20 protein-coding genes and 1 riboswitch are annotated in these 21219 nt (G+C 73.8%); of the genes, 7 read left to right on the forward strand and 13 right to left on the reverse strand.

The features are described 5' to 3' along the window. Positions 1-310 precede the first annotated feature (310 nt). The gene (locus GA0070215_RS01545) at positions 311-1492 is read left to right on the forward strand and encodes an ABC transporter substrate-binding protein (protein ID WP_018784585.1); all 1182 of its coding nucleotides are present in this window, start codon (positions 311-313) and stop codon (positions 1490-1492) included. 153 nt (positions 1493-1645) lie between these two features. Here the strand turns inward: GA0070215_RS01545 and GA0070215_RS01550 are convergent, their stop codons facing one another. Continuing rightward, positions 1646-2476: an ABC transporter permease gene (locus GA0070215_RS01550; protein WP_091041110.1), complete on the reverse strand. Its 831-nt coding sequence runs from the start codon at positions 2474-2476 to the stop codon at positions 1646-1648. A 103-nt stretch (positions 2477-2579) separates the two neighbouring features. Next, on the reverse strand, positions 2580-3608 hold the full coding sequence (locus GA0070215_RS01555; protein WP_018784583.1) for an ABC transporter substrate-binding protein: 1029 nt from the start codon (positions 3606-3608) through the stop codon (positions 2580-2582). 286 nt (positions 3609-3894) lie between these two features. Here GA0070215_RS01555 and GA0070215_RS01560 point away from each other — a divergent pair, with 286 nt between their 5' ends. From GA0070215_RS01560 to GA0070215_RS01575, 4 genes are all read left to right on the forward strand, one after another. Then, positions 3895-4677, forward strand: a complete 783-nt coding sequence (locus tag GA0070215_RS01560; RefSeq protein WP_091041111.1) for an ABC transporter ATP-binding protein — start codon at positions 3895-3897, stop codon at positions 4675-4677. 2 nt (positions 4678-4679) lie between these two features. Beyond that, a complete protein-coding gene (locus GA0070215_RS01565) occupies positions 4680-5630 on the forward strand; it encodes an LLM class F420-dependent oxidoreductase (protein WP_091041113.1) in 951 nt (316 codons plus the stop codon). Next, entirely contained in the window at positions 5627-5935 is a 309-nt protein-coding gene (locus GA0070215_RS01570; RefSeq protein ID WP_018784580.1) for a cupin domain-containing protein, read from the forward strand. Before GA0070215_RS01565 ends, GA0070215_RS01570 begins: the two co-directional genes overlap by 4 nt. Before the next feature lie 74 nt (positions 5936-6009). Beyond that, positions 6010-8616, forward strand: coding sequence for a hypothetical protein (locus GA0070215_RS01575; RefSeq protein ID WP_091041115.1), 2607 nt, complete (start codon positions 6010-6012; stop codon positions 8614-8616). 46 nt (positions 8617-8662) lie between these two features. On the opposite strand, the gene thiC is transcribed toward GA0070215_RS01575, so the two are convergent. The 7 genes from thiC to thiE form a co-directional block, all read right to left on the reverse strand. After that, complete coding sequence (gene thiC / locus GA0070215_RS01580) at positions 8663-10255, reverse strand: phosphomethylpyrimidine synthase ThiC (protein WP_018784579.1); 1593 nt, start codon at positions 10253-10255, stop codon at positions 8663-8665. A gap of 17 nt (positions 10256-10272) precedes the next feature. Next, positions 10273-11061, reverse strand: coding sequence for a bifunctional hydroxymethylpyrimidine kinase/phosphomethylpyrimidine kinase (thiD, locus tag GA0070215_RS01585; RefSeq protein WP_018784578.1), 789 nt, complete (start codon positions 11059-11061; stop codon positions 10273-10275). After that, the gene (locus tag GA0070215_RS01590; RefSeq protein WP_091041117.1) at positions 11058-11768 is read right to left on the reverse strand and encodes a thiamine phosphate synthase; all 711 of its coding nucleotides are present in this window, start codon (positions 11766-11768) and stop codon (positions 11058-11060) included. Before GA0070215_RS01590 ends, thiD begins: the two co-directional genes overlap by 4 nt. A gap of 26 nt (positions 11769-11794) precedes the next feature. After that, positions 11795-12568 (reverse strand): thiazole synthase, encoded by a 774-nt coding sequence (locus GA0070215_RS01595; RefSeq protein WP_018784576.1) that lies wholly within the window; start codon positions 12566-12568, stop codon positions 11795-11797. 4 nt (positions 12569-12572) lie between these two features. Further along, the gene (gene thiS, locus GA0070215_RS01600; RefSeq protein WP_013288601.1) at positions 12573-12773 is read right to left on the reverse strand and encodes a sulfur carrier protein ThiS; all 201 of its coding nucleotides are present in this window, start codon (positions 12771-12773) and stop codon (positions 12573-12575) included. Continuing rightward, on the reverse strand, positions 12764-13894 hold the full coding sequence (gene thiO, locus GA0070215_RS01605) for a glycine oxidase ThiO (protein WP_208600259.1): 1131 nt from the start codon (positions 13892-13894) through the stop codon (positions 12764-12766). Before thiO ends, thiS begins: the two co-directional genes overlap by 10 nt. After that, positions 13888-14514, reverse strand: a complete 627-nt coding sequence (thiE, locus tag GA0070215_RS01610) for a thiamine phosphate synthase (RefSeq protein ID WP_091041121.1) — start codon at positions 14512-14514, stop codon at positions 13888-13890. The genes thiO and thiE overlap by 7 nt, the downstream gene beginning before the upstream one ends. Continuing rightward, positions 14509-14620: riboswitch (TPP riboswitch) on the reverse strand. It overlaps the preceding gene by 6 nt. A gap of 118 nt (positions 14621-14738) precedes the next feature. Here thiE and GA0070215_RS01615 point away from each other — a divergent pair. After that, positions 14739-15650 carry a DUF559 domain-containing protein gene (locus tag GA0070215_RS01615; protein ID WP_091041123.1) on the forward strand — a complete coding sequence of 304 codons (912 nt, stop codon included), beginning with the start codon at positions 14739-14741 and terminating at the stop codon, positions 15648-15650. A gap of 442 nt (positions 15651-16092) precedes the next feature. On the opposite strand, the gene GA0070215_RS01620 is transcribed toward GA0070215_RS01615, so the two are convergent. From GA0070215_RS01620 to GA0070215_RS01635, 4 genes are read right to left on the reverse strand one after another with little or no spacing between them, the layout of a single operon-like run. Continuing rightward, positions 16093-17055, reverse strand: a complete 963-nt coding sequence (locus GA0070215_RS01620) for an aldo/keto reductase (protein ID WP_026267683.1) — start codon at positions 17053-17055, stop codon at positions 16093-16095. 38 nt (positions 17056-17093) lie between these two features. Then, positions 17094-17501: a hypothetical protein gene (locus GA0070215_RS01625; RefSeq protein ID WP_244166827.1), complete on the reverse strand. Its 408-nt coding sequence runs from the start codon at positions 17499-17501 to the stop codon at positions 17094-17096. A 55-nt stretch (positions 17502-17556) separates the two neighbouring features. Beyond that, the gene (locus GA0070215_RS01630; RefSeq protein WP_018784570.1) at positions 17557-19236 is read right to left on the reverse strand and encodes an ABC-F family ATP-binding cassette domain-containing protein; all 1680 of its coding nucleotides are present in this window, start codon (positions 19234-19236) and stop codon (positions 17557-17559) included. Between the two features lie 41 nt (positions 19237-19277). Beyond that, complete coding sequence (locus tag GA0070215_RS01635; protein ID WP_026267682.1) at positions 19278-19883, reverse strand: class I SAM-dependent methyltransferase; 606 nt, start codon at positions 19881-19883, stop codon at positions 19278-19280. 125 nt (positions 19884-20008) lie between these two features. On the opposite strand from GA0070215_RS01635, the gene GA0070215_RS29455 reads away from it, so the two are divergent. Then, positions 20009-21214, forward strand: coding sequence for a hypothetical protein (locus tag GA0070215_RS29455; RefSeq protein ID WP_279616531.1), 1206 nt, complete (start codon positions 20009-20011; stop codon positions 21212-21214). Positions 21215-21219 lie beyond the last annotated feature (5 nt).

Here is a 21219-nt window from a genome sequence, read left to right on the forward strand (position 1 = left end):
CGCGGCTGACGCAACCCGGGATCCGATCACCTAATACCTTCTTTTCTCCGACCCCCTGAACAGGGGATGTCACTCCAGAGTGGTCACACGCTTCTGTGCAGTAATTGTCGGTTAATGCTCCGTGACCCCAGCATGTGGGATGGTTGTCCCGAAACAGCACCCGACATCCCCGCTTGACCACAGGCCCCGGCATTGGCAAGGTTTTGCAGGCTTCGCGCACACCGTACGGCAAACCAATCCCGTTCCTCCACTGAGGACGGACGAGCGGCGGTGGTCGGGCGTCGGCCCGCGCCGCACCTGGAGGACTGAGTTGAGCCCCATCCGCTCCGCGAGCATCGCGGCGCTCGCATCGGCCGTGCTGGCCACCACGCTCACCGGCTGCGGGATCGGCGGGGAACCGCAGGACACCAGCCCGATCGTGATCGCCGCCGACCTGGAACTCTCCGGCGCGTCGGCGCCGGTCGGCAAGGTCTACCAACGGGCTCTGCAACTGAAGGTCGAGCAGTTGAACGCCTCCGGCGCGCTGGGCGGCCGGAAGATCGATCTGCGGGTCAAGGACAACCGCTCGGACGCGGCGGAGTCCTTGCGGAACATCAACGATTTCAGCAGTGACTCACGCGTGAGCGCGGTCATCATGGGCGGCTGCAACGAATGCGCCGTCGGCGCGGCCCGAACGATCGGCGAGAAGCGCATTCCGACGATCGCACTCGGGTCGTCGAGTGCCATCACCGAGCCGGTGGCCGAGCGCCGATATGTCTTCAAGCTCGCCCCGAACGCCACCGACAGCGCCGCCGCGCTCGTCGGTGAACTGGACCGGCGCAACATCCGCAAGGTGGCGCTGCTGCACAGCGCCGAGGGCTACGGCCAGGAAGGGCTCGCCGCCCTGCGCCGCGAACTGAGCAAGACCCCGATCAAGCTGGTCGGCAACGAGTCGGTGCGGGTCACCGACACCGAGGTCGGCACGCAGATCAACGAGCTGATCGACGGCAAACCGCAGGCACTGGTCCTGTGGACCACGCCGGAGCAGGCGATGCTCGCCGCCACCACCGCCCGGCAGAGCAAGTTCCGCGGGTCGCTGTTCTTCGACGCCACGGCCGCCGGCGACCTCTTCCTGGGCCCGTCGGCCCGCTCGACCGACGAGGCGACGCTGATCTTCACCCAGACCATGGTGATCGACGACGTGATCGCCACCACCCCGGCCAAGGCCGCGCGACGGCAGTGGTTCCAGGACTACACCGCCCGGTTCGGCGGCTACAACGGCTTCTCCTCGTTCGCGGCGGACGCGGTCCAGCTGATCGCCGACGCCGAGCAGCGGGCCGGCGGCGAGCCGGGCACCGTCCACCGGGACGCGCTGCGTGACGTGCTGGAGACCTCGCAGCTCGACGGGCTGTCCGGGCCGATCCGGATGACGCCGGACAACCACTCCGGCTTGATGCCGCAGGCGTTGACGACGCTGGTGGCTCGGGGTGGTCGCTGGCGGCTCGCTGGTTAGTCACTGCAGGGGGCGTGGCCCCACCGCAACCGGCTCAGGCTTGATCCCTGCGCCGGTTTGCGGTGGGGCCACGCCTGTCGTGGTCGGCCGCCAGCCGTGGGGTTGATGTCTTCTTCTGGGTTCTCGGTCGACGTCGGGTTCTCTGTCTGGGGCTCAGCGGGCTGAGGTGGTGGCCCGCACCCAGGGCAGGGCCAGGCGCTCGACCAGGCTCAGGGCCGCGTAGAGCACGATGCTCATCAGTGCCACCAGCACGATCGCCGCCCAGGCGGTCGCGGTGTCACCGACGCCGTTGTACTGGAGGATCTGATACCCCAGGCCCGGGCGGTCGGAGTAGAACTCCCCGATCACCGCCCCGATCGCGGCCAGCGGCATGGCCACCTTGAGCCCGACGAAGATCTGCGGCAACGCCGCCGGGAAGCGCACCTTGCGGAACGACTGCCACCACGAGGCGTTGAGCGACCGGCCCAGCTCCGCCAGATCCGCCGGAGTGGTGGTCAGGCCGGTCGCGGTGGAGAGCACGATCGGGAAGAAACAGAGCAGGAAAACCATGGTCAGGATGGGTTTCTGCCCCCAGCCCACCGCCACCACCAGCAGCGGCCCGAACGCGATCTTCGGGACCGCGTTCACCGCCACCAGCAGCGGCGCGAACATCCGCTCCACCCGGCGGGAGGCGGCCAGCGCCATCCCGATCAGCACCCCGGCCACCGACGAGAGCAGGAAGCCGAACAGGGTCATCCAGGTGGTGATGCCCAGCGCGGGCAGCAGCACCTCCGTGGTGCCGGTGAGGGACTTCCCCACCGCCTGCGGCGGGGGCAACGCGGCCGGGTGCACCAGGTTCAGGCCCGAGGTGACCAGCCACCAGGCCGCCACCGCGATCACCAGTCCCAGCGCCGGCAGTCCGACCGCCGCCGGGCGTACGGCGACCCCGCGCCGGACCGCCGGGCGCGGCGGCGCCTCCGGCCGGGCCTCGGTCGACTGTGTCAACGTGTCCTCCTCTCTGCGCCGGTCGGTGTGACCGGCACGGGAAGGGGGTGCGCCCCACCGGGGTGTCCGGCGGGTCGCACCCCCGTTGGCCCGAGCGGACCGGTCAGGCCTTCGGCGCGAGGTTGAAGTCGATGATCTGGTCCGGGGTGAGGTTCTGCTTGAGCGAACCGGCGCCCTGGAGCAGCGCGATGCTCTTGGCCACCCGGCCGCTGTCGAGCGTGCCGATCGCGGTGCCGGAGTTGCTCGACCGGACGTACGCCGCCATCAGCGCAAGCTCGGCGGAGGCCGCGGCCGGCACGGCGGCCGGCACGTTCTTCTTCAGGATCTCGGCCGCCTCGTCCGGGTTGGCCAGCGAGTACTCCAGGCCCTTGAGCAGCGCGGCAGTGAACTTCTTCACCATCTCCGGCTTCTCCTTGGCGATCTTCGTGGACGTGATCAGCGCGTTGCCGTAGAGGTCCTGCATCACGTTGCTGTACGGCAGGATGACCGGCTCCTTCTTGGTCACCGTCTTCACCGTCGGCTGGCCGACGACGAACTGGCCGATGCCGTCCACCGAACCCGAGCCGAGCATGCCGATCAGGCCCTGCGCCTCACCGTTGACCCAGGTCACCTTGCTGCCGTCGATGCCGGCCAGCCGCGCGTACGTCGGGAAGAGGTTGCGCACGACGGACGTCGGGGTGTCGGCGAGCTTCTTGCCCTCGAGGTCCTTCGGGGTGGCGATGTTCTTGCCCTCGACCGTGACGATCGCGGCCATGGTGCGCTGCTGGATCGCGGCCACCGCCACGAAGTCCTTCGCCTGACCGTTGCCGAGCTGGAGGATGCCACCGGTCAGGTCGATCGGGCCGAAGTCGGCCTGGCCGCCGGTGATGGTCTGGATGACGGAGCCCGTGCCCTGACCGGGCTTGATGTCGACCTCGAAACCGGCCTCCTTGAAGAAGCCCTTGTCCTTCGCCACCCAGGCGTAGGAGTCACGCCCGAAGTTGCCGAACGAGGTGAGGTACGTCACCTTCTCCAGCGCCGCGCCGTTGCCGCCGCCGCTCTCGGACTTCTCCGAGTCGCTGCTGCAGCCGCCCACCAGGGCGAGGGCGGTGGCCAGAGCCGCGGCGGCGACCGTACGGGTCAGCCTTCTCATCAGTGCACCATGTCCTTTCCGACCAGGACTTCTTCGCCGGTCGGGTCGTGGGTCCGACGGGGTCGGCACATGGGTTCGGCCGACTGGACCGTCGTGAGGGGACTCTTCGCGCGCAACAGCGTACGAGAAGGTGGATGAACCGCCGCCGCCGTCCCGGTTGCGGAACGGAAACGAAGTTGCGTGACGGAAAGCGGACTGACGTCCACCCCGGACGGTGCTATATGGCCGGTCCGCTACGCTAGCCCGGCTCGCGTTCGCCAACGACGTGGAAGGGAGCCGGCGGGAGATGATCCGACTGTCCGGGGTGTCCCGCACCTTCGACGGCCGTTCGGGGCGGGTGGAGGCGTTGCGCGGCATCGACCTCGACGTCACCGAAGGCGAGTTCGTCGCCGTCCTCGGCCGCTCCGGCTGCGGCAAGTCCACGCTGCTGCGCATGATCGCCGGTCTGCTGCCGGTCACCGGCGGTGAGATCACCGTGGACGGTACGCCGATCACGAAGCCCCGCCGCGACGTGGCGATGCTGTTCCAGCGGCCGGCACTGCTGCCCTGGCGCTCGGTGCTGGACAACGTGCTGCTGCCGGTGGAGATCTTCGGTTGGCGCCGGGCCGAGCACCGCGACCGGGCCCGCAAGCTGCTGGAGATGGCCGGGCTGGGCGGCTTCGAGAAGCGCCTCCCGCACGAGCTGTCCGGCGGCATGCAGCAGCGCGTCTCGCTGTGCCGGTCGCTGATCGGCTCGCCCCGGGTGATGCTGATGGACGAGCCGTTCTCCGCGCTCGACGCGCTCACCCGTGAGGAACTCTCCGGCGAACTCCAGCGGGTGCACATGGAGACGAAGGCGACGATCGTCTTCGTCACCCACTCGATCGACGAGGCGGTGCTGCTCGCCGACCGGGTCGTCGTGCTCAGCCCGCGCCCCGGCCGCATCCGCGAGGTGGTCGAGGTGAACGTCCCCCGGCCCCGCACGCTGGGCCGCCACGAACACCTGGCCGACGTCGCACGGATCAGCGCCGAGCTGCACGAACTGCTGATGGAGCGGGACGCCCCGGGCGTACCCGTGGGAGGACGGTGACCATGCGGGTCTCGGTGTTCACCGAACCCCACCGCGGTGCGGACTACGACGACCAGCTCCGGTTCGCCCGGCTGGTCGAGGAGACCGGCTTCGAGGGCTTCTTCCGGGCCGACCACTACCGGGCGATGGGGGACGAGCCGGCGCTGCCCGGCCCCACCGACGCCTGGCTGACGCTCGCCGCGCTGGCCCGGGAGACTTCCCGGATCCGGCTCGGCACGCTCGTCACGTCCGCCACGTTCCGGCTCCCCGGGCCGCTGGCGGTCATGGTCGCCCAGGTCGACCGGATGAGCGGCGGCCGGGTCGAGCTGGGCATCGGCGCCGGATGGTACGAGCGCGAGCACACCGCGTACGGCATCCCGTTCCCGCCGGTGAGCGAGCGCTTCGACCGGCTGGCCGAGCAACTGGAGATCGTCACCGGGCTGTGGCGCACCCCGTCCGACGAGACGTACAGCTTCACCGGTGAGCACTACCGTCTGGTCGACGCCCCCGCGCTGCCCAAGCCGGTGCAGCAGCCCGGCCCGCCGGTGATCGTCGGCGGCCGGGGACCGAAGCGCACCCCCGAGCTGGCCGCCCGCTACGCCGACGAGTTCAACATGCCGTTCAAGAGCGTGGCCGAGACCGCCGTCGCGTACGAGCGGGTGCGGGAGGCGTGCGACCGCGCCGGGCGGGACGCCTCCGGCCGCGCGCCGCTGGCGCTCTCCGCCGGCATCGTGGTGGCGATCGGGCGCACCGACGCCGAGGCGCAGCGCCGGGCCGCGCCGCTGCACGTCACGAGCGCGCTGCCGCCGGAGGACCCGGTGGTCGGCTCCCCCGCCCAGCTGGTCGACCGGATCGGCGAGTTCGCCGCGATCGGTGCCACGCGGGTCCACCTGCGCCTGATCGACTTCGACGACCTCGACCACGTGGAGCTCATCGCCGCCGAGGTGCTCCCCCGCCTGGACGGACCGCGATGACCGACACCTCCGCCGACCTCGAACTCGGCCCGGTGGGCCAGGAGATCGTGTACGAGAACGACCGGGTACGCGTCTGGCACATCCGGCTGGAGCCGGGTGAGCGGCAGCCGCTGCACCGCCACGACCACCCGTATCTGGTGGTGGCGATCCAGGGCGCCAAGAACGTGGTGCAGACGGTCGACGGCCACACCATCGACGCCGACGAGCCGACCGGCGGCGTGGTCTACCGCGACCCGGGCGCGGTGCACATGCTCACAAACGTCGGCGACACCACCTACCTCGCGCGCCTGGTCGAACTGTTGTAGCCGCACCGGCGGGTTCGCCGCGCCGCGCGGCGGCAAGGTGGCGATCGGGGGCACCGGGCCGTAACGTGCCCGACATGGCCTTTCGGACGTGGGGCAGGCTGCTGCTCACGGCGCTCGGGGTGAGCGTGCTGGCCGGGGCCGGCCAGTTGGGCATCGCGTACGGCTTCGGAGTCGTACGCCTCGACGGCGCGTTCGTCGACGTCTCGGTCAACCGGTGGCCCGCCCAGCTCGTCTGGGTGGGCTGGTTCGCCGCTGTCGCCACGGTCGCCGGAGCCGTCCTCACCGAGCGCTTCGCCCGCCGCGACGGCGATCAGGGCGGCACCACCGAACTGCTCTCCATCGCCGGCGTCAGCGCGCTGGGCGCGATGGTGGTCGCCCCGCTGTGCATGCAACCGGCCCGCGCGGCCGAGCTGGGCGGATCCGTCGACCCGGGCTGGGCGGCCGGCATCTGCGCCGCCCTCGGCGCGGTGGTCGGCGCGGGCGCCGCGATCGCCGTCCTGCTCAAGCCGCCGTTCGGCTGGGGCGTGGCGATCACCGCCGGGACCGTCTGGCTGATGGCGTTGCTGTCCGTCGCGCCCACGATCGTCTCCAACCGCCCGCTGGACACGGTACGGCTCGGCGTACTCGAACCGTCCTGGCTCGATCCGGAGGCGGCGCAGCGCCTGTCCATGCTGGTGCTGCCGGTGCTCGCGCTGGTGGCCGGCGGGGCGGTCGGCGTGCTCGCCCGCCGGGCCGACTGGCCGCCGCTCGTCGGCGGGGCGGCCGGTGCGGCCGGCCCGGTGCTCGTCGCGTTCGCCTACCTGACCGCCGGTCCCGGCTCGGCGATCGACCGCTACCAGGTCGCGCCCTACTACGGCGCGCTGATCGCCGTGGTCGCCGGAGCGCTCGGCTCGACCGCCACCACCGTGCTGCCCCGCCCGGTCACCGCCACCGGTGATCCCGAGGCCGTCGAGGCCACCGACATCCTCGCGCCACTGCCGCACTCGTCCGCTCCGGGTGTCCCGGCCGCCCCGCCCGCGCCTCCGGTGACGAGCGGCGCCGCCGCACCAGCGCACTGGGACTGGCCGGAGTCCGGCGGCCCGGCGACGGCTCCGGCCGGTACCGATCCTCCCGCCGCCGCGCAGCCGGCCGCCGCTCAGCCGCCCGCCGCCGCTCAGCCGCCCGCCGCCGCTCAGCCGCCCGCCGCCGCTCAGCCGCCCGGCGACCGCCCGGCCGTCGTCGACACGCGCCACGGCCAGCCCATGCCGGGTCTGCTGCCGCCGGGGCGCCGGACCTCGGCCATCGACGTCCTGGCCGCCGGCCGCCCGGTCCCGGGTGCGGGCACGGCACATGCGGAGGGCACCGGCGAGGCGACCACCTCGGACCGCACCGGCACCGCCGACCGGCCCGCTGACACCTCCACAGTCACCCCCGTGGACGGCACGGACACCTCCCGTGCCGCACCGGGACCGGAAGCTGCGACGGCCGCGCCACGGGTGACCCGGCCGCGCCGCACCGGCCCCGGCCGGTCCAGCGGGACGACCGACGGATCGACGTCACCCGCCGACGAGACCACCACCCCCCGCGCCACGGACGCCACCTCCCCGAGCGCCGGTGCGGGCACCGCCTCGAAGGACGCGTCGCCGGTCACCGGCGGCACGACCGCGAGCCACGTCCCCGGCCCGCGTACGGACAGCAGCGCCCCCGCCGGGCCGGTCGCGGCCGACGCGGACAGTGACCCCGCCGCCACGCCACCGGCCGAAGCCACCGGAGACAGCGGCGCGGCGGGCCGTACCACCCGCTCCCGGCGTCCCCGCACCCCGAAGACCGGACCGCGCGCCGGCGGCCCGGCCGTCCCCGGGTCCGGTGCGGCCGGCACCGCACCGATCCCCCAGGCCACGAACCCGGCCCGGGACGGCGCGAGCGCCGCCTCGGCACCGGACCCCGGCACACCGGCCGGTACCAGCCCGGCTCCCGGCACCGCCACCGGGGATCCCGCACCGGCCGGACGCAGCTTCTTCTTCGACGACCCGGCGCCGGCCCCGTCGTCCCGGCCCCGGTTCCCGATGTTCGAGGACGTCACCGGCACGCCCGGCGAGGTACGCCCGGCCTGGCCGCTCACTCCGGCGTCCCGCCCGCACCGCGCGACCACCGCACCGGACGCACCGGCGCGGGACGGCACGGAGGCGACCACCCCGGCCGAGCCGCCGCACCCCCGTCACCGGGGACTGCCGGAACCGGGCGCGAGCACCGGGTGGGACGCGCTCGCCACGAACGCCCGCCCCGCCGGACCGGTCGCCCGCCCGGAGCCGGGGACGCCGGTCGCCCGCCCGGAGCCGGGGACGCCGGTCGCCCGCCCGGAGCCGGGGACGCCGGTCGCCCGCCCGGAGCCGGGGGCGGCGGTACCGACCGAGGTTGGCACGGCGCTGCCGGAGGCCACCGCGGCGGAGACGGAGACGGACTCCCGGCGCGGGCGGCACGCCGAGACGGACGACACCGACGCTCCCGCCGGGAAGCCGAAGAACCGGCGCGGCCTGTTCCGGCGCAACCGGGCCAGGAACGAGCCGGAGCCGACCGACCGTACGGCCGAGCCCGGCGACGCGGGTGACGACGAGTACGTGGACTGGGTCGCCGGTCTCGCCTCGGACGACAACGCCGACGACGCCCGCTCGCTGCGTACCGGGCGGCACCACCGCGACTGAACGGCGACCGGGGCGGACCGGAACGCACGGCCCGCCCCGGCCTCGCTCATGCCAGCGGCAGGTAGACCCGTGACCCGGAGGCGACGAACTCCTCCGACTTGCCGCGCATGCCCCGCGCCGCGTAGTCCTTCAGCTCCTGGGTGATCTTCATGGAGCAGAACTTCGGCCCGCACATCGAGCAGAAGTGCGCGGTCTTCGCCGGCTCGGCGGGCAGCGTGGCGTCGTGGTACGCCCGCGCGGTCTCCGGGTCGAGCGCCAGGTTGAACTGGTCCTCCCAGCGGAACTCGAACCGGGCCTTGGAGAGCGCGTCGTCCCACGCCTGCGCGCCGGGGTGCCCCTTGGCCAGGTCGGCCGCGTGCGCCGCGATCTTGTACGCGATCACGCCCGCCTTCACGTCGTCGCGGTCCGGCAGCCCCAGGTGCTCCTTCGGGGTGACGTAGCAGAGCATCGCGGTGCCGAACATGCCGATCATCGCCGCGCCGATCGCGGAGGTGATGTGGTCGTACGCGGGCGCGACGTCGGTGGTCAGCGGCCCGAGCGTGTAGAACGGCGCCTCGTGGCACCACTCCTGCTGGAGGTCCACGTTCTCCTTGATCTTGTGCATCGGCACGTGCCCGGGGCCCTCGATCATCACCTGGACGTCGTACTCCCAGGCGACCTTCGTCAGCTCACCGAGCGTGCGCAGCTCGGCGAACTGCGCCTCGTCGTTGGCGTCCGCGATGGAACCGGGACGCAGCCCGTCACCGAGGGAGAACGTGACGTCGTACTTCGCGAGCAGCGCACACAGCTCCCGGAAGTTCGTGTAGAGGAAGTTCTCCTCGTGGTGCGCCAGGCACCAGGCCGCCATGATCGAGCCGCCCCGGGACACGATCCCGGTCACCCGGTCCACCGCCAGCGGCACGTACGGCAGCAGCACCCCGGCGTGCACTGTCATGTAGTCGACGCCCTGCTCCGCCTGCTCGATCACCGTCTCGCGGAACACCTCCCAGCTCAGCTTCACCGGGTCGCCGCCGACCTTCTCCAGCGCCTGGTAGATCGGCACCGTGCCGATCGGCACCGGCGCGTTCCGCACGATCGCCTCGCGGGTCTCGTGGATGCGCTTGCCGGTGGACAGGTCCATCACGGTGTCCGCGCCCCACCGGGTCGCCCAGGTCAGCTTCTCCACCTCCTCGGCCACCGACGAGGTGACCGCCGAGGTGCCGATGTTGGCGTTGACCTTCACCAGGAACGCCTTGCCGATGATCGCCGGCTCGCACTCCGGGTGGTTGACGTTCAGCGGCAGCACCGCCCGGCCGGCCGCGATCTCGTCCCGCACGAACTCCGGCGCCACCGACTCCCGGATCGCCACGAACTCCATCTCCGGCGTGACGATCCCGGCCCGGGCGTACGCGAGCTGCGTCGGCCGCTTCCCGTCCACGCCCGCCAGCGGCGTACCGGCGCCGCGCACCGGGGCGACGTCGCCGCGCTCGGCGATCCACCGGCCGCGCAGCGCGGGCAGCCCCACCTCCGGGTCGGAGCCGGGACCGGAGGTGTCGTACAGCCGTACCGGCGGGTTGTCCCCGGTCAGCGTCACCTCGGCGAACGGCACCCGGATGTCCGGGCGTGCCCCTTCCACGTACACCTTGCGACGTGCCTGCATGACAGCCTCCCTGTCGCTCAAGCGGACCAGCCGAAGTGGTCCAGCGGGCCGCGTCCCGCGCCCAGCTCCCAGCCCCGCGCGCCGGTCAGCGCGCGGGTGACGTACTCCTTGGCGGCCGCCACCGCCACCGGCACCGCGTCACCCGCGGCGAGCCGGACCGCGACGGCGGCCGAGAACGAACAGCCGGTGCCGTGGTTGTGCCGGGTGTCCACCCGCGGCGCGCGCAGCAGCCGGGTGGTCCCGCCGCCGGCGAGCACGTCCACCGACTCGCCGTCGGCGTCCACGTCGCCGCCGGTCACCACCACGAAGGCCGGTCCGCGCGCCGCCAGCGCCTCCGCCGCCGCCACCATCTCCTCGACGGTGCCCACCGGGCCTCCGGTGAGGGCCGCGGCCTCCGCGCAGTTGGGCGTCGCCACCTCCGCGTACGGCAGCAGCCGCTCGACCGCCTCCACCACGCCGAGCCGGTGCCCGCTCGTGGCGACCAGCACCGGGTCGACGACCAGGTGCGGCAGCCGCCCGGCCCGGGCCGCTTCGGCCACCGCGTCGGCGACCGCCGGGGTGCCGAGCATCCCGCTCTTCACGGCGCGGACGTCGAAGTCGCCGAGCACGCTGTCCATCTGGTCGCGTACGGTCTGCGGGGGCAGCGGCAGGACGGCGTCGACGCCCCTCGTGCTCTGCGCGGTGACGGCGGTGAGCACGCTCGTGCCGTACGCCCCGAGCGCGGCGAACGTCTTGAGGTCGGCCTGGATGCCCGCCCCGGCTCCGGAGTCGGAGCCGGCGATGCTCAGAACGGTTTTCGGCGTCACTGGTCCTCTTCTCCGGTGGTTGCGGTTGAGGGCTGACCTTCGTCGGATCGCGCGAGGTGGGTGCGCGTCACACGGGTGGCCGCCTCCTGGAAGGCTCTGCCCAGCGTGGTGGCGGATTCTCCCGGGTCGTCGGCGCGCATGATGGCGCCCAGGACTGCCACTCCGGTGGCGCCTGCCTCCACGCAGGCCGCTACCTGGGCCGGAGTTTCGATGCCGCCTAGGGCGAGCACCGGGACCGGGCTGGCTTTCACCAGCGCGGCGAGTCCGGCCGGTCGCAACGCGGGGCCGTAGCCGGGCTTCGTGCGGGTCTCGTAGACCGGGGACAGCGTCACGTAGTGCTCGGTGGTGAGCCGGGCCAGCTCGGCGGTGTCGTGGCAGGAGCGGCCGACCAGTCCGACGGCGGGCGGCGGGTACGGGCCCGCGGCGGGCAGGTGCACCGCGTCCCCGTCGAGCGGATCGGGTCCGGCGACGATCAGCGCGCCGCCCACCTCGGCGAGCACCGCGCGCAGGTCGACGGCGAGCGCGAGGCGCTCGGCGCGGGGCAGATCCTTCTCCCGCAGCACCACCCACCGCACACTCCCACCGACGGCACCCGCCACCACGTCGACGAGCGCCCCCCGGACGGCACGCCGATCGGTCAACACGACCACCCCGGTCGGGCCGGCGTAGATCTTGGTACGCGGCTGCCCCTCCAGGGGCGCTTCCATACCGAGATCCGCTACGCGTAAGGCGGTCACAGGTCGGGGCGTCCGGTGTCGGGGGTGGACGCCAGGGCGTGGAAGCGGCGGGCGATCCGGCCCGCGCCGTACGCCAGGCGCCCGGCCTCGACCGCGTACCGCATCGCCGTGGCCATCGCCACCGGGTCGGCGGCCCGGGTCACGGCGCTGGCCAGAAGCACCGCGTCGCAGCCCAGCTCCATCGCCAGCGCCGCGTCGGACGCCGTGCCGATGCCCGCGTCGAGCACCACCGGCACGTCGACCGCCTGCCGGATCAGCCGGATGTGGTGCGGGTTGCCGATGCCCAGCCCGGAGCCGATCGGCGACCCGGCCGGCATCACCGCCGCGCATCCCACATCGGCCAGCCGCCGGGCCAGCACCGGATCGTCCGAGGTGTACGGCAGCACGGTGAACCCGTCGGCCACCAACTCCTCGGCGGCGCGCAGCAGCTCCACCCCGTCGGGCAGCAGCGTGCGCTCGTCACCGATCACCTCCAGCTTCACCCAGTCCGTGTCGAACGCCTCCCGGGCCAGGTGCGCCGTCTTCACCGCCTCCACCGCGGTCCGGCAGCCGGCCGTGTTCGGCAGCAGCCGTACGCCACACCGCTCCACCAGGTCGAGCAGGCCGCCCGACCCGCCGGGCGTGGTGTCCACCCGGCGCAGCGCCAGCGTCACCAGTTCGGTGCCGGAGGCGCTCATCGCCTGTTCCAGCACGTGCAGGTTGGCCGCGCCGCCGGTACCGAGGATGAGCCGGGAACCGAACGTGACCCCGCCGATCTCCCACGTGGACATCCGCTCACCCGCCCTGTGTGGCGCTGAGCACCTCGACCCGGTCGCCGTCGCGCAGCACGCTCGCCGACCAGCCGCCGCGCGGCACCACCTCGCCGTTCACCGCCACCGCGAGCCCACGCTCCCGGTCGGTCACGGTGCGGACCACCTCGGCGACTGTGACGCCCTCGGGCAGCGTCCGGCCGGTGCCGTTGACGATCAGTTCCACGTGCGCTCCTTCCCGAAGCGGTCCGGGGTGAAGGGGGCGAGCGCGGGATCCGGCTCGCCGGTGACGATCAGCTCGGTGACCAGGTCGGCGGTGACCGGGGTGAGCACGATGCCGTGCCGGTGGTGCCCGGTCGCGGCGAGCACGCCCGGCCGCCCGGGCAGCGGCCCGATGATCGGCGCGTTGTCGGGCGTACCGGGGCGCAGCCCGGCCACCGACTCCACCAGCTCGTACTCGACGAGTTCCGGCACCAGCTCCGCGGCGGCGCGCAGCAGCGTCAGCACGCCACCGGCGGTGACAGCGGTGTCCGCGCGCTCCTCGACCGTCGCCCCGACCACCACCTCACCGCTGTCCCGGGGCACCAGGTAGACCGGCTCGCTGTCCGCGTACCCCCGGATCACGTGCCGGAAGCCCGGCGGACCGCCACCCGGTGCGCGCAGCCGCAGCACCTGGCCCTTCACCGGCCGGACCGGCAGGCCGGTCAGGCCCGCCGCACCACACCCGGCAGCGACCACAGTGACCCGCGCGTCCACCTCGGACAGCGCACCGACGCGGCTCGGGCGCAGCTCCACCCCGGCGCGCTCCGCGGCCGTGCGCAACGCCGCGACCAGTCGCCGCGGGTCGACCTGATGGTCGCCGGGGGCGACCGCGCCGCCACGCACGCGCGGCGCCAGCGCCGGCTCGCGGTCGCGCAGCTCCGAGGGGCGCAGCGGCGTGATCGGCAGCCCCAACCCCAGTTGGTACGACCACAGCCGCCGCGCCTCGGCCAGGTCGTCGGCGGTGAGCCCGACGACGAGCGTGCCCTCGGTGCGGTACCCGAGGTCGACGCCGCTCGCCCCGGCCAGCTCGGCGGCGAAGCCGGGCCAGCGGGCGGCGGACTCCACGAGCAGCGCGGTGAGTTCGTGCTCACCGAAGTACGCCTCGGCGACCGGCGACAGCATCCCGGCGGCCACCGACGAGGCACCCGATCCGGGCCGGTCGTCGTGCACCACCACGCGCAGTCCTCGCTGCGCGCACCGCCACGCGACAGCCCACCCCACCGGACCGCCCCCCACCACCGCCACGTCGGTAAGGAAGGGCCCCCTGTTAACGCCTCCGGTAGAGGAAGGGCCCCCTCTTAACACGTCAGCGCCCGCAGCAGCTCGGCGGTGGCGTGCGCGGGATCGGCGGCCAGGCTGAGCGCGCCGACCACTGCCACCCCGTACGCCCCGGCGGCCCGCAACGCCGGCACGCTCGCTGCGGTCACCCCGCCGATCGCGATCACCGGCACGCCGACCGCCTCGGCGACCGCGCGTACCCCCTCGGGGCCGATCGGGTCCGGCAGGCCGGACTTGGTGGCGGTGACGTGGCACGGGCCGACGCCCAGGTAGCTCGCGCCCGCGTCCACCGCCGCTCGGGCGCCCACCGGCTCCCGGGCGGTCGCGCCGAGCACCGCGTCCGGTCCGAGCACCCGGCGCGCGGCGGCCACCGGCAGGTCGTCCGCGCCGACGTGGCCCCCGGCGGCGTCCACCGCGAGCGCCACGTGCAGCCGGTCGTTGACCAGGCACAGTGCCCCGTACGGCCGGCACGCCTCGGTCACCCGGCGCGCCAGCTCGTACGCCTCCCGGTCGGTGGCGTCGTCCTCCACGCGCACCTGCACGACGAGTTCGGCGCCCGCCACGGGCAGGGCGGCATCCAGCACGGCGAGCGGGTCACGCCCCGGCCGGGTGTCGGTGATGAGATGCAGTCGTCCCAGGGACAGCACGGCAACGCTCCTCCCTGCGCCGGCATTACCCGGATCAGGTTCGACGGTCGGGGGCTCCCAGCCCCCCTCTCAGCCCGGTCCGCACCGGGCTCCCGTGGGTCACTTGCGGCCTACCGTACGACGCCTCCCGCCCGTACGGAAGCCCGGGTGAGGTTTTTCCCAGGAACCGTGCACATGCCGTACCGGGGCGACGGGTGACCGTCTCGTCACGACACGCTGCCGGGATGTCCGTTCCCGCTCGTGTCCCGGGCCGCCTGGCGGTCCTGCCGTTCCGGGGCGGCCGTGCCGTCTCCGAGGGGCTGCTCACCTGGACGATGCTGCGCGGGCCGGCGTGGGTCCGCCTGCTGCCGGACGTGTACGTCCACCGGGACGCATACCGCGCCGACGACCACCGGATGTGGTGCGAGGCGGTGTCGTTGCGCCTGCCGCCGGGTGCCGTGCTCGCCGGGCGCAGCGCCGCCTGGCTGTACGGCGCGGACGTGCTCACCCGCGACGCACCGGTCGCCGTGCTGCTGCCGGCAGCCACTCGACTGCGCCCACACCCACGGTTGCGGGTGGTCCGGTCGCCGCTGCCGGAGCGGGACCGCACCCGCGTCGGCGGGCTGCCGGTCACCACCGGGCTGCGTAGCGCGTTCGACCTGGGTCGGCAGGGTCCAGTCGCCGAGGCTCTGGTCGCCGTCGACGCGCTGCTGCGTCGACGGGTCGTGCAGCTGCCCGTCCTGCGGGCCTACGCCGCAGACCGCCCGGGCTGGCCGGGCGCTCCGCTGTTGCGCGAGGTGCTGGCGCTGGCCGAGCCGTTGAGCGAGTCCCCGATGGAGACGCGGCTGCGGCTGCTCCTGCTCGACGCCGGCCTCGGCCCGCTCGTCGCCCAGCACGAGGTGCGCGCCGGCGGACGCTTCGTGGCCCGGGTGGATCTGGCCTGGCCGGCGCTCCGCCTCGCGGTCGAGTACGACGGCGACCACCACCGCGAACGGGCTCACTTCCGGCGGGACGTGGCGCGCCTGAACGCGCTGCGCGCGGCCGGGTGGGTCGTGCTGCGGTTCACGGCCGACGACGTGTTACGCCGTCCGGACGCCACAGTCGCCCTGGTCCGCCAGGCCCTGGCGGAACGTCGCGCCACCGCGGCGGACCACTGATCCGCGCCCGCCGCCCGCCGGACCGCCGGGCCGCCGGGCCGCCCGAGACACCACGGGCTCAAAGGCCGCCACAGACACCCATGCCGTTCCACTCGTCGCCAGATCCAGCCGCCAGTGGAACGCCATGGGTGTCTCAAGGCCCTCTTGACACCCATACCGTTCCACCCATCGTGAGCGCTGCCTCTGGGTGGAACGCCATGGGTGCCTCGCGCGCGGGCGAGCCCCGGCGGGCGGCACGCCCGACGCGCGGACGGCACACCCGACGCGCGGACGGCACACCCGACGCGCGGACGGCACACCCGACGCGCGCACGGCACGCCCGACACGCACGCACGCGCCGACGGCACGCCCGACGCGCGGACGGCAGGCGCGGACGGCACGCCGTACGCGCGAGCACACGCGCAGGCCCGACGTGGTCAGGGCGTCGGTGCGGCGAAGACTGTCAGAGGATGGCGTCCAAGGCGTCCAGGTCCTCGTCGGTGGGCTGCCAGGTGCCGGCTTCGGCGTTGGCCCTCACCTGCTCGGGAGTGGTCGCCCCGGCGATCACCGACGTCACGGCGGGACGGGCCGCCAGACCGCCGACGGCCACCTGGAGCATGCTGATCCCGCGCTCGGCCGCGTACGCCTCGATCGCCTCGATGACGTCCCAGCGCGCGGCGGCCAGCCGCTCGGCGTACCGGCCGCCACCGGCCAGGCGGCTGCCCGCCGGGGGTGCCTCGCCCCGCTTGTACTTGCCGGTGAGCAGCCCGTTGGCGAGCGGGAAGAACGGCAGCATGCCGAGGCCGAACCGCTCGCAGGCCGGGATCACCTCGTCCTCCACCCCGCGCTCCAGCAGGGAGTAGTGGTTCTGCGCGGAGATGAACCGGGTACGCCCCTGCGACGACGCGGTCCAGTCGGCGTCGGCGATCTGCCACCCGGCGAAGTTGGAGTTGCCCAGGTAGCGCACCTTGCCGGCGGTCACCAGGTCGTCCAGCGCGGCGAGTGTCTCGTCGATCGGGGTGCCCGGGTCGGGCTCGTGCATCTGGTACAGGTCGATGTGGTCGGTGCCGAGCCGGCGCAGCGACGCCTCGACCGCGCGGGCGATGTAGCGGCGGGCACCCCGGGCGCCGTGATCCGGTCCGTTCGCGCCGTGCATGTCCATGCCGAACTTGGTGGCCACCACTACGTCGTCGCGGCGGCCCTTCAGTGCCTGGCCGAGCGTCTCCTCGGAGGCGCCCTGCGGCTCACCGTAGATGTCGGCGGTGTCGAAGAAGTTGATCCCGGCGTCGAGCGCGGCGTCCACGACGGCCCGGGTGCCGTCGAGATCGAGTTTGCGGCCGAAGTTGTTGCAGCCGATGCCGACCACTGACACCACGAGCCCGGAGTCGCCCAACCGGCGATAGGTCATCTCACTCACGAGATCCACCCTATGCCCGCAGCCCGGGCACCCACCCGGCGAGCACTTCAACCACGCACCTCGGCGGCCAACACCCGGGCGTCACCGATGGTCGCCGCCAGTTCCGCGGGGGTACGCCCCACCGCGCCCAGCAGCGCCTGCGCCCGCGCGGCGAAGTCCGGCGGCGCGCCCGGCAGGCGCCCGGCGGAGGCGATCATGCCCTTCTCGTTGACCAGCCACCGTCCGGCCCGTCCGTGCAGCGCGTGGACCAGCACCCCGACCACCCGGAACAGGCAGCCCGCCACGTAGCCGGAGTCACCTCCGGCCGCGCCCTTGGCCGCGCCGTCGAGCAGCAGCCCGGCCTCCCAGCCACCGGCGACCAGCGCGGCGCCGAGCGCGGGCGGGTAGTCGGCGGTCTCGGCCCGCAGCGCGGTCAGCTCGCCGGTCGGGTCGCCGAGCACCCGCCCGAGCGCCACCTCCCCGGCGTACGCGTGCGAGTAGAAGACAGCCGGTCGGCCAGGTCCTGGCCGATCACCCCACGTCCCAGACCGGTTCCGGCGTCTCCACCACGTCGCCGTCGCCCCGGAACAGGACGAACCGGTCGAAGGTACGGGTGAACCACCTGTCGTGTGTCACCGCGACCACCGTCCCGTCGAACGCGGTCAGCCCGGCCTCCAGCGCCTCGGCGGAGGCAAGGTCGAGGTTGTCGGTGGGCTCGTCGAGCAGCAGCAGCGTCGCCCCGGACAGTTCCAGCAGCAGCACCAGGAACCGCGCCTGCTGCCCGCCGGAGAGGGTGCCGAACCGCTGGTCGCCCTGCCCGGCCAGCTCGTACCGGGACAGCGCCGCCATCGCCGCGTGCCGGTCCATGCCGGCCCGGTGGTCGTCGCCGCGCCACAGCACCTCGACCAGCGTCTTCGCCATCAGCTCCGGCCGGTCGTGGGTCTGCGAGAAGTGCCCGGGCCGGACCCGGGCGCCGAGCCGGACCACGCCGCCGTGGGCGACTGGCGCGAGCGCGGCGGCACCGTCCACAGGCGTGTTGCCCGGTTCCGGGTCGGTGCCGCCCCGGGCCAGCAGGCGCAGGAAGTGCGACTTGCCGGTGCCGTTCGCGCCGAGCACCGCGACCCGGTCGCCGTACCAGAGTTCCAGGTCGAACGGGTAGGTCAGGCCGTCCAGCTCCAGCTGCTCGGCGATCACCGCGCGCTTGCCGGTCCGCCCGCCGGTCAGGCGCATCCGGATGTCCTGGTCCTTCGGGGGTACGGGCGGCGGCCCGGCCTCCTCGAACTTGCGCAACCGGGTCTGCGCGGCCTGGTAGCGGGAGGCCATCCCGTCGTTGTACGCGGCCTTCTGCTTGTACATCAGCATCAGCTCGCGCAGCTTCTGGTGTTCCTCGTCCCAGCGTTTGCGCAGCTCGTCGAGGCGGGCGTGCCGGGCCACCCGCGCCGAGTGCCAGCTCGCGAAGCCGCCCGGGTGCACCCAGGCGCTGCCGCCCTCCACCGCGACGACCCGGTCGGCGGTTTGGGCCAGCAGTTCCCGGTCGTGCGAGACGTAGAGCACGGACTTGCCGGATTCGCGCAGCCGCGCCTCCAGCCAGCGTTTGCCGGGTACGTCGAGGAAGTTGTCCGGCTCGTCGAGCAACAGCACCTCGTCCGGGCCGCGCAGCAGCAGCTCCAGCGCGAAGCGCTTCTGCTGGCCGCCGGACAGCGTGCGCACCGGCCGGTCCCGGGCGCTGTCCCAGGGCAGGTCGAGCACGATGGTGGCGACGGTGTCGAACAGGACTTCGGCGTCGTACCCGCCGGTCTCACCCCAGGCGGCGAGCGCGTCGGCGTACGCGAGCTGGGCCTTGGCGGCGGCGGAGCTGTACTTGCCGCGGACCTCGGCCGCCCGCATGGCCGCCTCGGTCTCGGCGAGCCGCAGCCCGGCGTCGCGCAGCGCCGGCGGGGCGAGCGACAGGGCCAGGTCGGCGAGTGTGGACTCGTCACCGATCATGCCGATGAACTGCCGCATCACGCCGAGCCCGCCGGAGCGGGCGATCGCGCCGGTCTTCACCGGCAGGTCGCCGGCGACCATTCGCAGCAGCGTGGTCTTGCCGGCGCCGTTCGGACCGACGAGCGCCACCTTCGCGCCCTCGCCGACCCGGAACGACACGTCGCCGAACAGCTCACGTCCGTCCGGGAGGATGTGCCCGACCCCTGCCACGTCCACGTATCCCACGCGGGCATCCTGCCCGAGCCCGGTCGGTGGACGACACCGGATTACCGGGTGACCCGCAGCACCCGGTAGCCCTTCTGGCTGGCGTGCCGCTCGACCGCCCAGCCCTGTTCGACCAGCCAGCGGTGCAGCGAGTCGCCGCCGAGGTGCCGGGCGACGACCAGCCAGGCCACGCCGTCCGGGGCGAGCCGGGGCAGCCAGCGCAGCAGCAGGCCGTGCAGTTCCGGCTTGCCGATGTGGATCGGCGGGTTGGACCAGATCTGGGTGAAGGTGACGTCGTCCGGCAGTTCGTCGGGTGCGACGGCGCGTACCCGACGGGCGGCGCCGACCCGGGCCGCGTTGGCGGTGGTGAGGGCGCGGGCGCGCTCGTTGACGTCCACCGCCCAGACGGTGGCCTGCGGTGCGACGGTGGCCAGGACGCAGGTGATCGGGCCGAAGCCGCACCCGATGTCGAGCAGCGCGCCGGTGACGTCGGCGGCCGGCAGTTCGGCCTTGCGCAGCAGCACGGCGGTGCCCGGGTCGAGGCGGTCGGCGGAGAAGACGCCGCCGGCCGAGGCGAGCGTGTAGTCGCGTCCGGCGACTGTGAACTCGACCTCGCGCGGGCGGGCCGGGGTCGAGGGCTCAGCGGTGAAGTAGTGGTCGCCGGTCACGCAGGCATTCTCGCACCGGGCCGGAGTGGTTCCGGCGACGGTGTCGCGGGCCGGGCCGCACGCCACTCCGCCAGATTTTCCCGATATTACCCCTGAAAGGGACAATCAGCCCTACTCTATGCCACATGGTGTACCGGTACGAGTCCGAAGAGGACGCCTTCCTGGAGTACCCGAAGCCCGGGTCGGCCCCGAACGGGCCCGCAGCCACGACGCCCCCGCCCGCGGGTCCGTCACGCTCCCGCTTCCCCACCCCGTCGCTGCCCCCGCCGCCGCGACCCACCACCCTGCCACCGGCCGCTGCGGCCGAGCAGGCCGACCCCGACGGGCAGGCGGTGGTGGACGACGCCCGCGCACCCGTTCCGGCACCACCGGCCCCGGCGCCCACACCCGGGCGGCCCGCGCCACCACGGGAACCCTCCCCGGTGCCGCAGCCCGCGCCGCCCTTGCCGGCACCCGTACCGGCGGCGACGAACCGGCCGGCGGTGCCGATCCAGGCCAGCCTGGCCGCCCGCGCCGCCGACGTCTCCGAGCCGCCCCGGACCCGGCGCGCCGAACGCCGCGGCGGCGGCCGGTTCTGGCAGACGCTCGTCGGCGGCGCCGCCGTACTGCTCCTGCTCTCACTCACCGGGCTCGCCGTCGCGGCCCTGCTCGACGAACGCACCACCACGCCGCCGGCCGGCCGGCCGACCCCGCAGCCGACCGAGTCGAGCGCCCCGTCCGGCGGCACCGACCTGGACTCCCGGGACACCGACCAGGCGTCACTCACCGCCAAGGAGGTCTTCCCGGCCAAGGAGCTCGTGGTCACCGACGGAGAGCCGGCCTACCGGGTGCTCAAGACCCAGGCCAGCACGAAGTGCCAGGTCGCGGCCACCGGCGAGATCGCCGACCTGCTGGTCCGGCTCGGCTGCAACCAGGTCGTGCGGGGCACGCTCCGCTCCCCCGACGGCGACCACCTGATCACCGCCGGTCTGCTCAACCTCACCGACGTGGCCACCGCCCAGCGGGTACGCGACCGCATCCGGCCGCTGCTCGACACGCGCCAGGGACGGTTCCGTGGCATGGCCGCGGGCGACGGCACCGAGGCGGTGGAGCGGGCCGCGGCCCGGGTCGCCTGGCAGGTACGCGGACACTACGTCGCCTTCTGCCTGGTCACCCGCGCCGACGGGGAGCACATCCCGAGCGACGACGCGACCGCCCGCGAGATCATGTACGACCTGGTCGAGCTGCACCTCAACCAGGGTGTGCTGGACCGCCGCGCGGCCTCCGGAACCGCCGGGCAGCCCGACGCGGACTCGGTCGAGGACAGCGGCGGTCAGCGGGGCACGGACTGATCCGG

Source organism: Micromonospora marina, assembly GCF_900091565.1.
In the GTDB taxonomy this organism is placed as follows: domain Bacteria; phylum Actinomycetota; class Actinomycetes; order Mycobacteriales; family Micromonosporaceae; genus Micromonospora; species Micromonospora marina.